Annotated in this window: 14 protein-coding genes and 2 pseudogenes; 5 read left to right on the forward strand and 11 right to left on the reverse strand. The window is 41.2% G+C overall.

Features of this window, described 5'->3' with window-relative positions; all coding sequences use genetic code 11:
* Positions 1-1529, reverse strand: a pseudogene (rne, locus tag C3Z13_RS08990) (ribonuclease E); the annotation flags it as partial.
* A gap of 440 nt (positions 1530-1969) precedes the next feature.
* Between rne and rluC the strand changes: the two are divergent.
* Positions 1970-2947, forward strand: a complete 978-nt coding sequence (gene rluC / locus C3Z13_RS08995; RefSeq protein WP_103855700.1) for a 23S rRNA pseudouridine(955/2504/2580) synthase RluC — start codon at positions 1970-1972, stop codon at positions 2945-2947.
* 73 nt (positions 2948-3020) lie between these two features.
* On the opposite strand, the gene clpX is transcribed toward rluC, so the two are convergent.
* The 4 genes from clpX to lysM form a co-directional block, all read right to left on the reverse strand.
* Positions 3021-4259 carry an ATP-dependent protease ATP-binding subunit ClpX gene (gene clpX, locus C3Z13_RS09000; protein ID WP_103855690.1) on the reverse strand — a complete coding sequence of 413 codons (1239 nt, stop codon included), beginning with the start codon at positions 4257-4259 and terminating at the stop codon, positions 3021-3023.
* Positions 4260-4262: 3 nt separating this feature from the next.
* The gene (gene clpP / locus C3Z13_RS09005; RefSeq protein ID WP_103855701.1) at positions 4263-4853 is read right to left on the reverse strand and encodes an ATP-dependent Clp endopeptidase proteolytic subunit ClpP; all 591 of its coding nucleotides are present in this window, start codon (positions 4851-4853) and stop codon (positions 4263-4265) included.
* A 183-nt stretch (positions 4854-5036) separates the two neighbouring features.
* On the reverse strand, positions 5037-6335 hold the full coding sequence (gene tig / locus C3Z13_RS09010) for a trigger factor (protein WP_103855691.1): 1299 nt from the start codon (positions 6333-6335) through the stop codon (positions 5037-5039).
* 194 nt (positions 6336-6529) lie between these two features.
* Positions 6530-6973 (reverse strand): peptidoglycan-binding protein LysM, encoded by a 444-nt coding sequence (gene lysM / locus C3Z13_RS09015; protein WP_103855692.1) that lies wholly within the window; start codon positions 6971-6973, stop codon positions 6530-6532.
* 187 nt (positions 6974-7160) lie between these two features.
* Here lysM and ypfJ point away from each other — a divergent pair, with 187 nt between their 5' ends.
* The gene (ypfJ, locus tag C3Z13_RS09020; protein ID WP_103855693.1) at positions 7161-7991 is read left to right on the forward strand and encodes a KPN_02809 family neutral zinc metallopeptidase; all 831 of its coding nucleotides are present in this window, start codon (positions 7161-7163) and stop codon (positions 7989-7991) included.
* 107 nt (positions 7992-8098) lie between these two features.
* Here the strand turns inward: ypfJ and C3Z13_RS09025 are convergent, their stop codons facing one another.
* The 3 genes from C3Z13_RS09025 to C3Z13_RS09035 all read right to left on the reverse strand — a co-directional run bounded on the left by C3Z13_RS09025 (position 8099) and on the right by C3Z13_RS09035 (position 9646).
* Positions 8099-8818, reverse strand: a complete 720-nt coding sequence (locus C3Z13_RS09025) for a pirin family protein (protein ID WP_103855694.1) — start codon at positions 8816-8818, stop codon at positions 8099-8101.
* Between the two features lie 198 nt (positions 8819-9016).
* Positions 9017-9205 (reverse strand): hypothetical protein, encoded by a 189-nt coding sequence (locus tag C3Z13_RS09030; protein WP_103855695.1) that lies wholly within the window; start codon positions 9203-9205, stop codon positions 9017-9019.
* Between the two features lie 150 nt (positions 9206-9355).
* Positions 9356-9646: a hypothetical protein gene (locus tag C3Z13_RS09035; RefSeq protein ID WP_103855696.1), complete on the reverse strand. Its 291-nt coding sequence runs from the start codon at positions 9644-9646 to the stop codon at positions 9356-9358.
* 296 nt (positions 9647-9942) lie between these two features.
* Between C3Z13_RS09035 and adhE the strand changes: the two genes are divergently transcribed.
* Positions 9943-12567, forward strand: coding sequence for a bifunctional acetaldehyde-CoA/alcohol dehydrogenase (gene adhE, locus C3Z13_RS09040; protein ID WP_103855697.1), 2625 nt, complete (start codon positions 9943-9945; stop codon positions 12565-12567).
* Positions 12568-12667: 100 nt separating this feature from the next.
* Here adhE and C3Z13_RS09045 read toward each other — a convergent pair whose 3' ends face one another.
* Positions 12668-13147 (reverse strand): Dps family protein, encoded by a 480-nt coding sequence (locus C3Z13_RS09045; protein WP_103853920.1) that lies wholly within the window; start codon positions 13145-13147, stop codon positions 12668-12670.
* Between the two features lie 118 nt (positions 13148-13265).
* Positions 13266-13835: an anthranilate synthase component II gene (locus tag C3Z13_RS09050; RefSeq protein ID WP_035687955.1), complete on the reverse strand. Its 570-nt coding sequence runs from the start codon at positions 13833-13835 to the stop codon at positions 13266-13268.
* Positions 13836-13893: 58 nt separating this feature from the next.
* On the opposite strand from C3Z13_RS09050, the gene C3Z13_RS09055 reads away from it, so the two are divergent.
* A complete protein-coding gene (locus C3Z13_RS09055) occupies positions 13894-14871 on the forward strand; it encodes an aminodeoxychorismate synthase component I (protein ID WP_103855698.1) in 978 nt (325 codons plus the stop codon).
* A gap of 8 nt (positions 14872-14879) precedes the next feature.
* On the forward strand, positions 14880-15461 hold the full coding sequence (locus C3Z13_RS09060; protein WP_103855699.1) for an aminotransferase class IV family protein: 582 nt from the start codon (positions 14880-14882) through the stop codon (positions 15459-15461).
* Between the two features lie 559 nt (positions 15462-16020).
* On the opposite strand, the pseudogene C3Z13_RS09065 reads toward C3Z13_RS09060, so the two are convergent.
* A pseudogene (locus C3Z13_RS09065) lies at positions 16021-16119 on the reverse strand (IS1595 family transposase); the annotation flags it as partial.

A 16119-nucleotide genomic window follows, 5' to 3' on the forward strand; every position in this document is an offset into this window, starting at 1 on the left:
AATTATCATCTTGATCTTGATGTAATTTAGCTAAGTTATAACTTAACTCGTGAACGTCTTCACCCTCACGCACACGGAATACGCTGAAATGTGGTGTTTCCATTGCTTCATTTGGAGCAACCACAATATCTACGTTATGGCGTCTTTCAATGCTACTAATGGCTTTACTTTTCATTAAGCAGGTAAGAAGCAATTTGCACCGGCACAATGGTGTGAACTTGTTTGGTGTTTTCTTTGATCGCTTCTTCTTCCAATAAACGTAAGATGGACAGCGAGAGTGATTCGTTATCACGAATTTTCCCTGTACCTTGACAACGCGGACAAACGTGGTGGGAAGACTCCCCTAAAGACGGGCTTAAACGCTGGCGGCTCATTTCTAATAAGCCAAAACGAGAAATACGGCTAATTTGAATACGCGCTCGGTCTTGACGCACCGCATCACGCATACGATTTTCCACTTCTCGTTGATGACGAATTGGGGTCATATCAATGAAATCAATCACGATCAAACCGCCTAAATCGCGCAAACGTAATTGACGGGCAATTTCATCAGCCGCTTCAAGGTTGGTATTGAGCGCGGTTTCTTCAATGTCGCCGCCTCGAGTTGAGCGTGCCGAGTTAATATCAATGGCGGTGAGCGCTTCAGTCACATCAATCACAATCGAGCCGCCAGACGGTAAACGCACTTCACGTTGGAAGGCTGATTCAATTTGCGATTCAATTTGATAATGGCTGAATAGTGGCACTTCGCCTTGATAAAGTTTAACGCGGTTGATGAAATCAGGGCGCACTAATTTAATATGCGCTTTGGCTTTTTCATAAACCTTTTGATTATCAATCAAAATTTCGCCAATATCACGGCGTAAGTAATCACGAATCGCGCGGACAATGACATCACTTTCTTGATGAATCAAAAACGGCGCAGGACGGCTTTCAGAGGCTTGTTTAATGGCTTCCCAATGGTGTAATAGGACTTTTAAATCCCATTGTAATTCTTCTGGGGATTTGCCTACGCCAGCGGTACGTACGATTAACCCCACGCCTTCAGGCACATCAAGGGAACTCAGGGCTTCTTTTAACTCTAAGCGCTCCTCCCCTTCAATGCGACGTGAAATGCCACCCGCTCTCGGGTTATTTGGCATAATCACCAAATAGCTACCCGCTAAGGAAACGAAAGTAGTGAGGGCCGCTCCTTTGTTACCACGTTCTTCTTTGTTTACTTGAACGATAACTTCTTGCCCTTCGTGCAAAATATCACGAATATTTGGGCGACCTTGATACACATAATCCGCAGGGAAGTATTCACGAGCAATTTCTTTTAAAGGAAGGAAACCGTGGCGTTCCGCACCGTAATCAACAAATGCGGCTTCAAGGCTAGGTTCAACACGGGTGATGCGGCCTTTATAAATATTGGCCTTTTTTTGTTCGTGGCCTGGACTTTCAATGTCCAAGTCAAATAATCGTTGCCCATCAACGAGAGCAACCCGCAACTCCTCTTTTTGGGTTGCATTAATTAACATTCTTTTCATTCGATTTTCTCTTATATTTTTATCTTAAATTTGTCATAAAAAATCACCGCACTTTGGCTTCGCAATCGACCTCGTGTCTGTCGCAAAATGTCATTCTCTCGACTGTCAGTTGCTGGGTGCATTGATTGCGTTATCGAAGAACAATTTTCGATACAAACAAAATGACTGAAATAATTATTTTGCAAGCGTGGGTGATTTTTATCACACTTATTGTCCGTTTTTTATTCTGTTATCGCGGCAACAAAATTAATTTAGACAAAATTTATTTTATAAAACAACGTCTTATGCCGTTTGCGGCGTTGTCTTTGCGTTTATTTCATTTTTCCCAGTAAGCTGGCAAAAATTCGCTCTATTATCTAACGATAGGGATTTTTTAGCAAGGTAAATCCGTGCATTTGTGCTATAATCCGCCCAATTTTGCAAAGGATAAAATGAAACCAATGTCGAATAAAACTGATGAAAAAATTGTAAATCCTAGCGTAAAAATGTTGCAGATTAGCGAAGATGAAGCGGGGCAACGCATTGATAACTATTTGTTAAATAAGCTCAAAGGCGTGCCGAAAAGTTTAATCTATCGCATTTTGCGCAAGGGTGAAGTGCGGGTCAATAAAGGACGAATTAAGCCAGAATATAAACTACAAAGTGGTGATATTGTACGCGTGCCACCTGTGCGCGTGAGTGAAAAAACGCAAGCACCGGTATCAAAAAAGCTCAACAAAGTTGCGCAATTAGAACAGCAAATTATTTTTGAAGATGATGCGTTATTGGTACTCAATAAGCCTTCGGGTATTGCGGTACACGGCGGCAGTGGCTTGGATTTTGGTGTGATTGAAGCCTTAAGAGCATTGCGTCCTGAAGCGCGTTTTTTAGAATTGGTTCATCGTCTGGATCGTGATACTTCAGGTATTTTATTAGTGGCGAAAAAACGTTCGGCGTTGCGTCATTTACACGAGCAACTGCGTAATAAAACCGTACGCAAAGATTATCTCGCCTTAGTGCGTGGGCAATGGCAATCTCACTGTAAAGCGATTAAAGCCCCTTTGCTGAAAAATGAATTAGCTGGCGGAGAGCGGATTGTGCGCGTAAGCGAGCAAGGCAAACCGTCAGAAACCTTATTTAGCATTGAAGAACGCTATGACAATGCCACCTTGGTAAAAGCCTCCCCTGTTACTGGGCGAACTCACCAAATTCGCGTACATACACAATACGCAGGCCACCCTATCGCCTTAGACAGCAAATATGGCGATAAACAGTTTGATAGCCAAATGGCGGAATTAGGTTTAGATCGGTTGTTTTTGCACGCTTATGCTATTCGTCTTGAACACCCGAAAACGCAAGAAACCTTAACGCTTACTGCGCCACTTGAAAGTAAACTCAAAGAGATTTTAAAACGCTTACGCCAACAAAAATTTAGCTAAAAAAATAAGTGCGGTGGAAAAATTGAAAAATTTCCACCGCACTTTATTTTAGACCCGTTTAAACCTTTTGCCCTTAAGATTTGTAAATCATTTTCGGTGGTTCATTATCCACAACGGTATTTTCATCAATAATCACTTTTTCAAGATTTTCGATTGATGGTAAGTCATACATTGTGTCAAGCAACAATCCTTCTACGATAGAACGCAAGCCGCGTGCGCCAGTTTTACGCTCTAACGCTTTCTTCGCCATTGCCACTAAGGCTTCGCGAGTAAATTCAAGGGTTACATTTTCAAATCCAAACAGGGCTTGATATTGCTTGGTGAGAGCATTTTTCGGCTCGGTAAGAATTTGAATCAGGGCTTCTTCATCTAATTCTGCAAGCGGTGCAATCACTGGCAAACGTCCAATAAACTCTGGAATTAAACCAAATTTCATTAAATCGTCTGGCTCAACTTGAGTGAATAATTCGGTCAGCGTGGCTTTATCGTTCTGCCCTTTTACTTCCGCGCCAAAACCGATACCACTGCCAACGTGAACACGTTTTTCTACGATTTTTTCTAAGCCTGCAAACGCGCCACCACAAATAAACAAGATCTTAGACGTATCAAGGCGTAACATTTCTTGCTGTGGATGTTTGCGTCCGCCTTGTGGTGGAATGGAAGAAATTGTGCCTTCAATTAATTTCAGCAAGGCTTGTTGTACACCTTCCCCTGATACATCACGGGTGATTGAGGCGTTTTCAGATTTACGCGTGATTTTATCAATCTCATCAATGTAAATAATGCCTTTTTCTGCTTTTTCGATGTCATAATCACAATTTTGCAATAATTTTTGCAGCACGTTTTCCACATCTTCCCCCACATAACCTGCTTCAGTTAGTGTGGTGGCATCTGCCATTGCGAAAGGCACATTTAAGGTTCTGGCTAAGGTTTCCGCGAGCAAGGTTTTTCCGCTTCCTGTTGGGCCAATTAGCAAAATGTTACTTTTACCTAATTCCACGTCATCTGATTTATACCCTACTTTCTGGCGTTTGTAGTGGTTATATACCGCTACCGCTAGCACTTTTTTGGCATAATCTTGCCCGATAACATAATCATCTAAATGGGCGCGAATTTCGTGTGGGGTTGGTAATTCTGTAGTTTGATTTGCTTCCGCTTGCTCTTGCTTTTCGGCATCAACCAGCAAATTATGGCAAAGCTCAATACATTCGTTACAAATCGCGCCATATCCATCTTCGCGTTGAAGGAGCTTTTTCACTTCACTGCGTTCTTTTCCACAAATGGAGCAATGTGGTTGTTGTTCTGTTGTCATAACTTATTCCGTTTCTCTTTTCACTAATACTTCATCAATTAAACCGTATAATTTCGCTTCTTCTGCGGTCATAAAATTATCGCGGTCGGTGTCTTGTTCCACTTTTTCAAAAGGCTGTCCTGTGTGGAATGCTAATCTTTCATTTAAGGTGTGCTTAATTTTTAAGATTTCTTGTGCGTGGATTTGAATATCCGAAGCTTGTCCACGATAGCCACCTAACGGTTGGTGAATCATCACGCGTGCATTTGGCAATGCCGCACGTTTACCTGGTGCACCGCCCGCTAACAAAAATGCACCCATTGAGCAGGCTTGCCCAATACATAGGGTACGCACATCAGGTTTGATGAATTGCATTGTGTCATAAATTGCCATTCCTGCCGTTACCACACCGCCCGGTGAATTAATATAAAGGCTAATATCTTTATCTGGATTTTCTGATTCTAAAAACAGCAGTTGAGCCACGATTAAATTCGCCATATTGTCCTCAACTTGACCGCTTAGAAAAATAATACGCTCTTTTAATAAACGTGAATAAATATCGTAAGAACGTTCGCCACGCGCGGTTTGTTCAACCACCATAGGAATTAAAGCCATTGTATTCTCCATTGGTTTTCCTTTTCTATCAAGGGGTTATAAAAAGTTATAGTAAATTGAATTTAAACCATTGCTTTGCACTGAGTTAAGTTCAAGCCACTTGAAGGGTGAATTATATAACAAAAGTGCGGTCATTTTTGTGAAAAAAACGACCGCACTTTGAAATCAATGAGTTACAGCAAATTATGCTTGTGGATTCATTACTTCATCAAATGATGCTGGTTTTTCAGTTACCTGTGCTTTCGCTAACACGGCATCAATGGCTTGATCTTCTAAAACAACGTTACGAATATTGTTCATTAATTCTTTGTTGTTTTTGTAGTATTCCACCACTTCTGCTGGTTGTTCGTAAGCAGAAGCAATATCTTGAATCATTGCGTCAGCGCGTGCTTCGTCCGCTTTTAATTCATTTGATGCGATCACTTCAGAAAGCAATAAGCCAACTTGAACGCGGCGTTTTGCTTGCTCTTCAAATAATTCGCGTGGTAATTGTGCCGCTTGTTGTGCATTGCCACCAAAACGTTGTGCTGCTTGTTGGCGTAACACTTCAATTTCTTGTTCAACGGCTGCAGCTGGTACATCAATTGGGTTTTGTTCAATTAAACCTTCGATAACTTGATTTTTTACGCGTGCAGTTAAGGCATTTTTCAATTCACGTTGCATATTTTTCGCGATTTCTGCGCGTAAATCTGCCACAGTTTTGGTATTCGGGCCGAATTTTGCCACGAATTCATCTGTTAATTCAGGTAATACCATTACTTCTACTTTTTTCAAGGTAATCGCGAATTTCGCTGCTTTACCTTTTAAGTTTTCAGCGTGATATTCTTCTGGGAAGGTTACATCAATATCAAATTGATCACCAGCTTTGTGGCCAATGATACCTTCTTCAAAGCCTGGAATCATTCGGCCTTGTCCCATTGCTAATACGAAATCAGTGGCTTTGCCGCCTTCAAATTCTTCGCCATCAACGCTTCCAACGAAGTCAATAGTTACACGATCATCAGCTTTTGCTGGCTCTTGAGTTTCTTCCCAAGTTGCTTGTTGTTTGCGTAACACATCAACCATTTTGTCAATGTCTGCTTCGCTGATTTCAACAACTGGTTTTTCTACTTTAATTTGATCTAAACCTTTTAATTCTACTTCTGGATACACTTCAAAGGTTGCTGTGAAAACAAGATCTTTACCTGCTTCAAACTGTTCAACATTGAAACTTGGACGACCAGCAAGATTCACTTTGCTATCTACAAGCACATTGAAGAAGTGTTTTTGTAATAAATCACCTAACACATCTTGACGCACAGATGCACCAAAACGTTTTTCAATAATATGTGGTGGTACTTTACCTTTACGGAAACCATCTACGCGTGCATTTTTTGCGACACGTTTTAATTCTTCACGCACCGCTTGATCTACGGTTTCAGCTGGAACGGTGATAGTTACACTACGCTCAAGACCTTGAGTTGTTTCAATATTAAATGACATTATGTTACCTCAAAATGAATTTGCACTCGGCGAACACTAACACCGAACACGTTAGTAAAAAGTTAAAAAGACACCAAATTATAGCGATACAACGCTCGCCAGTCGAGATGTTGAGAAATAAAAAACCACAACTGGCTATTTTTTACACTAAAAAAGAAAAGCCTTACAGAATAAGGCTTTTGCTATATGGTTAATTAAAGTGATTTTGGTAAACGAATTTTCTGACCAGGGAAGATCTTATCCGCATCTTTGATCACTTCTTTATTGGCTTCAACGATAGCGGTGTATTTCGCCCCATTGCCATAGGTTTTTTCTGCGATTTTCCAAAGGGTATCGCCTTTTTGGATCACATAAAACTCTTCATCAGTTGCCAAACTTTCACCGTTCTCAATGGCTACGCCATCAACATTCACTGAATTAATGCCTACCACGTTGCCTGCCATTAAAATCGCTTTTTCTAAGGCTTCCGCAGAGGCGGCATTACCTTCAATTTTAGCCACGCCATCTTCCACTTTAACCGAAAGATTTTCCACCCCTGGATTATCTTCCGCAATGTGTTTTTCCACAGCTTCCGAGGCTTCTTCTTTTTTAGAGAAAAGTTTTCGACCAATATCGCCAACAAAATCAAATAAACCCATTTTAGCTCCTTATTTATAAAACATTGAGTTAGGCTGCTAAGCCTACCCAATTCATCTTCATAAGTCTATATGCCTTTTGTAAATAATCTTGATCTTTACATTAATTGAAAATTCTTCGTAAAAAAGCACCGCACTTTTCTTCTTTTATACTAAAATAGCCGCCAATTTTAGTAACTGAGGAAAAATTATGCGTTGGCAAGGTCGTAGAGAAAGTTCCAATGTGGAAGACAGAAGAAGTGCAAGAGGCGGTTTCGGCGGCGGTAAAAAAACGGGCGTGCTCGGCTTTATTATTTTATTGGTTGGTGCTTATTATGGCGTTGATTTATCAGGGCTTGTTGGCACACCTGATTTTGGCAGCCAAGCTAACCATACGGTAAGCAGCCAAGAAGAACAAGAGCTAAATAGTCTTTCTCGAGTGGTATTAGCGGATACAGAAACCGTGTGGGGAAACTATTTCGCGCAACAAAATCAGCGTTATGCCCCGCCTATTATGGTGCTATACAATGGCGCAACTTCCACCGCCTGTGGCACAGGACAATCTGCAATGGGGCCGTTCTACTGCCCGAACGATCATCGTGTTTATCTGGATCTGTCTTTTTATAGTGATATGAAACATCAACTCGGCGCTGAAGGGGAATCTGCTTTTGCCTATGTGATCGCGCACGAAGTAGGACACCATATCCAAAACTTGCTTGGTATTTTGCCTAAAGTCCATCGCGCGCAGCAAAGCCTTAGCCAAGCGCAAGCCAATCAGCTTTCGGTTAAATTAGAATTGCAGGCAGATTGTTTTGCCGGTGTGTGGGCTAATCAAGCAGCAAAAACAGGTTTATTTGAAACGGGCGATTTAGAAAAAGCCTTCCGCGCTGCTGAAGCGGTTGGGGACGATCGCTTACAAAAACGCTCGCAAGGCTATGCCGTGCCAGACAGCTTTACCCACGGCACGTCTGCACAGCGTTTAACGTGGTTTAAACGCGGTTTGCAAACTGGCGAGCCAAGCCAATGTAACACCTTTAACTAACGGTGAAAGATAAAGTGCGGTGAAAAACTCGGAAATTTTCCACCGCACTTCTGTTTTATAAAAAAATCGCTTACCCCGAAAGATAAGCGATTTTATGTTTTAAGCCCTTATTGTGGTAATTCCATTGGCACTTCCATTAACAGAATTTCTGTGTCGGAATCGGCCACCACATCGAAACTTTCGGTATCCCAAATACCTAAACCATCACGGCTTGATAGCGGTTTTCCTGCAATCGTCGCGTTGCCTTTTAATACGAAAGCATACACGCCGTTGCCTGCTTTATGAAGGTTATAAGTTTTGCTCGTACCTTGATCAAATTTCGCAAGAGAGAACCACGCATCTTGGTGAATCCACACGCCTTCATCATCGGCATTCGGTGAAAGAATTTGTTGGAAATCATTGCGTTTTTCCCCTTCAGCAATGCTAATTTGCTGATAACGTGGTGTCACATTACGTTGATTTGGAAGCACCCAAATTTGCAAAAACTGCACTGGTGTGTCCGCATTTGGGTTCATTTCGCTGTGTGTAATGCCTGTGCCGGCTGACATTACTTGAATATCACCTTGGCGAATCACACTGCCGTTGCCCATACTATCTTTGTGCGCTAAATCACCACTTAATGGAATAGAAATAATTTCCATATTGTCGTGTGGGTGTGTGCCAAAGCCCATTCCACCTTCCACATAATCATCATTGATCACACGCAATGCACCAAAATGGATACGCGCTGGATCATAATAATTGGCAAAGCTAAAGGTATGGCGACTTTTTAACCAACCGTGATTTGCATTGCCACGGCTATCTGCTGAATGAAATACTGTATTCATATTTACGCTCCTAATTCTGTTTAATTAATTTGTTTTACGAGGTGTATTTTACGCCGCAGAATTGGGAGATAAAGCCCTCTTTCGTGAATACATTTTTTCTTATTAGTAAACAATAAAGCAAAAAATCTTTGCTTTTATAAATAAAATGGCAAAAAAAGTGCGGTATTTTCCACCGCACTTTTCTGTTGAGGAAAGAAGCTATTTTTCTGCCATACTCGCCACAATATGGCAAATATCCCCTTTGATACCGTAATGACAAGGCATTAAATAGAAATCCTTACCGCCCTTTTCATAGCTTTTTCCTAAAATCAGGCTGTTGCAGTTCTTGGCTAGGATAAAATACTGCTCGGCACGATGTTGATTTGTTTTGTGGTGAGAAATTGCCATAGCATACAGATGTTGTAACGAGTGAAAAACGACATAATAACAAGCTGACGATGAACAGCCCAGCAAGATAAATTAATAAACTATAAAGCGTGAACACTTTAATCAGCACAGTAATTTCTAAAAATAATGGGAAGCTTAAAATGAAGCAGGTTAGCAACGTGCGAACAAAGTTAAAAGGCGATGACGAGAGTTCGCTTTTAATAAAATCAATAGCTTAATTCCTAAAACATAAGCCAGCAGCATAAACGCAGATACACCGAGAACGTGGAATAAACTGCGTGCAATATCTGATCTTCCCACTTCAACAATATCCCAAGGATAGCCATAATACCAAGCCAATCCCCAGTTATAACAATAAGCCACCGACCAGCCAACTAGCACGAGAAAGCCGAGTAAAATAGAAGAATTGAGTAATTGAGCAAAAGAAATACGTTCGTTCATACTTAACCTCAACAAATAGGAATCATTATCAACTACATAGATTTTAAGCGATTTTTTTCACCTTTTAAATTAATTCCACTTTGCTTTGTTGATGGTTGGATCTCTTTAAAAAATAAGACAATTTTGCCATTTGTTAAAATGGAGTTAAATACTTGTAAAATAAGCGTATTTTTACCATTTGATCTAGATCACAGTTTACTCTTTTAATGCAAAATTGTTTACGCTCTTATCCCTCCAAGTAGGTATAATTTTTCGCAGAAAAAAATTATCAATTTAAAACTTTAGGAGAAATCATTATGAGTAACGTGGTTGAAAACACAATTAGCCCAGCTCAAGCAGAAGTGAACGCCTTGGTGGAAAAAGGCTTAGTTGCCTTAGAAGAATTCCGCCAGCTCAATCAAGAACAGGTTGATTATATCGTGGCGAAAGCCTCGGTGGCGGCGTTGGATCAGCACGGTGTGCTTGCGATGCACGCTTATGAAGAAACGGGGCGCGGTGTGTTTGAAGATAAAGCAACGAAAAATTTATTTGCCTGCGAATATGTGGTGAATAATATGCGAAATCTCAAAACCGTTGGGGTGATTAATGAAGATGATGTCACAGGCATTACCGAAATTGCCGACCCTGTTGGGGTGATTTGCGGTATCACGCCGACCACTAACCCAACTTCCACCACCATCTTCAAAGCCCTTATCGCCCTCAAAACTCGTAACCCAATTATTTTTGCTTTCCACCCTTCTGCACAACAATCTTCCGCTCATGCTGCGCGTATTGTTTATGATGCTGCGGTGGCAGCGGGTGCGCCAAAACATTGTATTCAATGGATTGAAACACCATCAATGGAAGGCACAGCAGCCTTAATGAAACACCCAGGTATCGCAACCATTTTAGCCACAGGCGGTAACGCAATGGTTGAGGCGGCTTATTCTTGCGGTAAACCTGCTTTAGGCGTAGGGGCAGGAAATGTGCCAGCTTATGTGGAAAAAAGCGCTGATCTTCAACAAGCGGTACACGATATTGTAATGTCCAAAGCCTTTGATAACGGAATGATCTGCGCATCTGAACAAGCGGCGATTGTTGATGCGGAAATCTATGACGATTTCATTAAAGAGATGAAATCTTACGGCGTTTACCTAGTCAATAAAAAAGAAAAAGCGATGTTGGAAGAATTTATGTTCGGCGCGAAAGCGAACAGCGCAAACTGTGCAGGGGCAAAATTAAACGCCAACGTAGTGGGTAAACCCGCCCATTGGATCGCGCAACAAGCAGGTTTTGAAGTGCCAGAAAAAACCAATATTCTTTTAGCTGAATGTAAAGAAGTTGGGCCAAAAGAACCGCTCACCCGTGAAAAACTTTCCCCAGTGCTAGCCTTGCTTAAATCCCATTCCCGTGAAGAAGGGGTGAAACTTGCCGAGCAAATGGTGGAATTTAACGGTTTAGGCCATTCTGCTGCCATTCACACCAAAGACGCAGCCCTTGCCAAAGAATTTGGTGAGCGTGTGAAAGCCATTCGTATGATTTGGAATTCACCGTCCACTTTCGGTGGTATCGGGGACGTTTATAACTCCTTCTTGCCATCTTTAACTCTCGGTTGTGGTTCTTACGGTAAAAACTCCGTAGGCAACAACGTAAGTGCGGTGAATTTATTAAATATTAAACGAGTGGGCAGACGGAGAAATAATATGCAATGGTTTAAAGTGCCTTCAAAAATCTATTTTGAACGGGATTCAATCCAATATTTACAATCAATGAAAGGAATGGAACGCGTGGTAATCATCACCGACCGCACAATGGTAGATTTAGGCTTTGTAGAAAAAATTGCGAAACAAATCACCGCACGCGGCAATCACGTTACCTATCAATTATTCGCCGATGTTGAGCCAGATCCAAGCATTGAAACCGTACGCCGTGGGGTTGAGCTAATCCGTAGCTACAAACCAGACACCATTATTGCCCTAGGCGGCGGCTCATCAATGGACGCGGCGAAAGTAATGTGGTTATTCTATGAACAACCTGAAGTGGATTTCCGCGATTTAGTGCAAAAATTTATGGACATTCGCAAACGGGCATTCAAATTCCCACAATTAGGACGCAAAGCACGCTTTATTGGTATTCCAACCACTTCAGGTACAGGTTCTGAAGTAACGCCATTTGCAGTAATCACCGAGGGGGATAAAAAATACCCAATCGCAGATTACTCACTCACCCCAACGGTTGCCATTGTTGATCCCGCATTAGTAATGACCGTGCCGGCTCACGTTGCCGCCGACACGGGCTTAGACGTACTCACCCACGCGACAGAGGCCTATGTTTCCGTGCTTGCCAACGACTTCACTGACGGCTTAGCCTTACAAGCCATCAAATTGGTCTTTGAAAACCTCGAGCGTTCAGTGAAAGAAAAAGATCCTCAAGCAAGAGAAAAAATGCACAACGCCTCCACAATGGCAGGAATGGCATTTGCCAATGCATTCTTAGGAATGAACCACTCGCTCGCGCACAAAATTGGGGGACGCTTCCACACCCCACACGGACGTACCAATGCGATTTTAATGCCGCACGTTATTCGTTATAACGGCACACGTCCGCAAAAAGTGGCAACTTGGCCGAAATACAATCATTACAAAGCTGATGTGAAATACCAAGAAATCGCGCGTATGCTCAGTTTGCCTTGCTCAACCCCAGAAGAAGGCGTGAAATCTTTCGCCCAAGCTTGTTATGATTTAGCTGCTAGCGTAGGAATTCAAATGTCTTTCAAAGAACAAGGCATTGATGAACAAACTTGGCTTGACGCACGCCGTGATATTGCCTTGCTTGCCTTTGAAGACCAATGCTCACCAGCCAACCCACGCTTACCATTAGTGGAAGATATGGAAGTGATCTTAACCAATGCTTATTATGGTTATGATCCAAGCCAATATTAATTGGCTATAAGGCTGATTGACCCTAATCAGTAAAAGAAATAAAAAACCACCGCTCTTTAAAAGTGCGGTGGTTTTTTTATTTGCTTTTTTACGAGAAAAATTAGCTGTTGCAGCTTTCACAAGCAGCAGTAAACATCCACACTAATTTTTCTTGCTCTTTGATGTAGTCGCTCATTTGTGAAGCGGTACCTTCATCATCTGCATCAGCGGCTAAGGCTAAGATTTCACGTTGTTGTTTTAACAAGGTTTTGAAACCGCTTAATGTGCCACTTAAACAGTCTTGCGCTGCACTCACGCCTGTGTGTTCTTTGATTAAAGATTTGGTTAAATATTCACTGAACGCATTGCTTGGGGTGTAGCCTAACGTTAAAATACGCTCTGCGATTTCGTCCACTTTCACCACTAAATCATCATAAATTTCTTCAAATTTTGCGTGTAATTCAAAGAAGTTTACCCCTTTAATGTTCCAGTGATAACCGCGCACGTTCATATAAAATACTTGATAAGTCGCAAGTAAGTTATTGAGTTCTTGTGCTAATTTTTCTGAAGTCGCTTTGTCTAAGCCGATATTTGTTGCCATAGTATGTTCTCCTCTGTTTTGTTGGAAATATAATAGGGATTAATCCCTTACAAATAAAATGGATATAAATGATAGATTTGATAGCTTAAAACTATACATCATTAACTCATTGATAGCTTTAAGTTTTCAGCCAGTTGGCAATTAATGCTTTGCCCTGCTCTGAAATATAGGATTCAGGGTGAAATTGTACGCCAAAAATCGGCAAATGACGATGCTGCATTGCCATAATTACATCGTCTTCGCAAGTGGCGGTAATCTCCAATTGGGGCGGAAAATGCTGCTGCGAGACCGCCCAAGAATGGTAAAGCCCAATTTGAAATTGCGTAGGCAAGCCGAAAAATAAGGCAGAATTTGACCGCACTTTGATTTGCTTTGCCTGCCCGTGTCGTACCTGCGGCAAATTATACAAGGTTGCGCCAAAAAACTGGCACAGGGTTTGATGCCCAAGGCAAACGCCCAAAATGGATTTGCTATGCTGATAGCGTTCCAACATCGCAAACAGTTGTGGATAAGCACTCGGCACATCAGGGCCGGGGGAAATCAAAATATGGCTGAAATTGTCCACTTCATCAAGGTTTAGCTGTTCCACATTCACCACAGAAAACGGCACGTCAAATTGACGAATTAAATCCACTAAATTATAGGTAAAAGAATCGTGATTATTGATAATTAATAAATTTGTGTTCATCTCAGGGATTCACTACAATGACCAAAATGTTTGTTATCTTACTTGATTCATCGCCCTTATGCCATTTAATCACTTTGTGCAGCAAGCCAACCATTTAGGTACGCAACGCACGCCCTTTTTCTTTTTGATTGATTTTGAACAGCAAAAACCCATCATTTGCCCTCTTACACAATGCGCAGAGCAAGGCATTTGGTTTGAATTTGCCAGCCAAAATAATCTTGCAACGGCACAAAAAGCAACCCCAAAACAGCCCTTTAAGCTAGAAAAATTTCCCATTGATTTCGCCACTTATCAGCAAGGTTTTGAGATTGTGCGACAGGCGCTACAGCAAGGCAATTCCTATTTGCTTAATCTGACTTACGCCACGCCGATTGCGATCAATTACGATCTCAATACGCTTTTTTCTGCTACGCAAGCGAAATATAAACTATTGTTTAAAAAAGAGTTTGTCTGCTTTTCCCCAGAGCCTTTCGTGAAAATCGCGCATAACCAAATTTTCACTTACCCAATGAAAGGCACGATTAACGCCAATTTACCTGATGCAGAAAATCAATTGCTCAATTGCGAAAAAGAGCAACGGGAACATTACACTATTGTGGATTTAATGCGTAATGATCTGGCTATCGTAGGGCAAAATGTGCAAGTAAAACGCTTTCGTTACTTAGAAAAGATTTTCACCGAACGTGGTGCGATCTGGCAGACAAGTTCAGAGATTTGTGCCGATCTTAAGGAAAACTGGCAAGCCAACATCGGCACAATGCTCAGCCAGCTTTTACCCGCTGGATCAATCAGCGGTGCACCAAAAGAAAAAACCGTCGCCACCATTCAACAAGCAGAATTGACACCAAGGGGCTATTACACTGGCGTGTTTGGTATTTTTAACGGCGAGAGCCTGGAAAGTGCGGTGGCAATTCGCTTTATTTCGCAACAAAATGGACGTTATTATTTCCACAGTGGCGGTGGCATTACTATTCAAAGCGATGCTAGACAAGAGTATCAAGAATTGTTAGAGAAAATTTATATCCCATTGAAATAGATAAAAAAATGAATTATCCACTCTTTGAAACTCTATGCATTGAAAAGGGACAAGTGCAAAATCTTGCCCTACACCAACAGCGTTATGAAAACAGCCTGCGTGAGTTTTATGCAGGGCAACCTTATAAAATTTTTTCTCTCGCAAAAATTCTGCAAAAAAACACCGCACTTTGGGCAAACCTTCAAAGCCAGATTATCCGCTGCCGAATTGACTACAACGCCACACAATATCACCTGCAATGTTTACCCTATCAACGCAAAACCTACCAACGCTTCCAGCCCGTGATTTGCGATGACATTGACTACCACCTGAAATATAGCAACCGCGCCATTTTCAACGAATTACTGAAACAAAAAGGCGATTGCGATGAGATTATGATTATTAAAAATGGCAAGGTAACGGATTGCTCCATTGGTAATCTGGTGTTACGCCAAGGATCACAATGGTTCACCCCCGACAGCCCATTGTTAATCGGCACCCAACGCACCGCATTGCTACAACAAAATAAAATCAAAGAGCGGTCAATTTTTTTCGCTGATTTAGCTGATTATGAGGAAATTAGACTGATTAATGCATTGAATCCGTTGTGAATTTTTCTACAAATATTTCCTCTTCCTTCCGTAGGACAGGTTTATGTACCTGATCAAATAGAGATTAAGGGGGATTTGTCACCAAACAATGTTTTTCAGACAACAAATGAAAACTAAAACCGGCGGACTTATGCATCCGCCCGATTATCATTTCTAATAATGACTATAATGAAAGCCTTGCTTTATGGTAGCTTGATCTTGTAAAAGAATTCTTATACTATTGGTTGAATTTGGCTAAATAGTTTTATCAAGAGAAAAACTGCAGTTAGAGAAGTATAACTCTGTATAGTTCTGTTCGGTATTTTGCAACAATATTGCATCGTAGGTAAGTCCATTGTACTAATTTTCTTGTTGATACTTCGAATTCTATTTGGTGGTATCTATAATATGATATTTTATACTTAATATTGAGTATTATAAATTTTTTATAATTATAAATTGTTTTCCTGAAGAATTAACTATTTATGAGTATCCAAATGATTTATTGTTATAAAAAATTTAGGCAAAAATGAACGTAGGTTATAAAAACCATTTTTTTAGGGGCTGTAGTAGATTAGCCCTAAATTTCACACCATTTTCGCAATATTTTTAACTGCTCTTTTGGTGGCCCAAAGTAAACCGAAATTCACATTCCTTCAAGATAAGGAAAGTTTTTCGG

Origin of the sequence: Avibacterium endocarditidis (assembly GCF_002921145.1) — a bacterium.
Classification (GTDB): Bacteria; Pseudomonadota; Gammaproteobacteria; order Enterobacterales; family Pasteurellaceae; genus Avibacterium; species Avibacterium endocarditidis.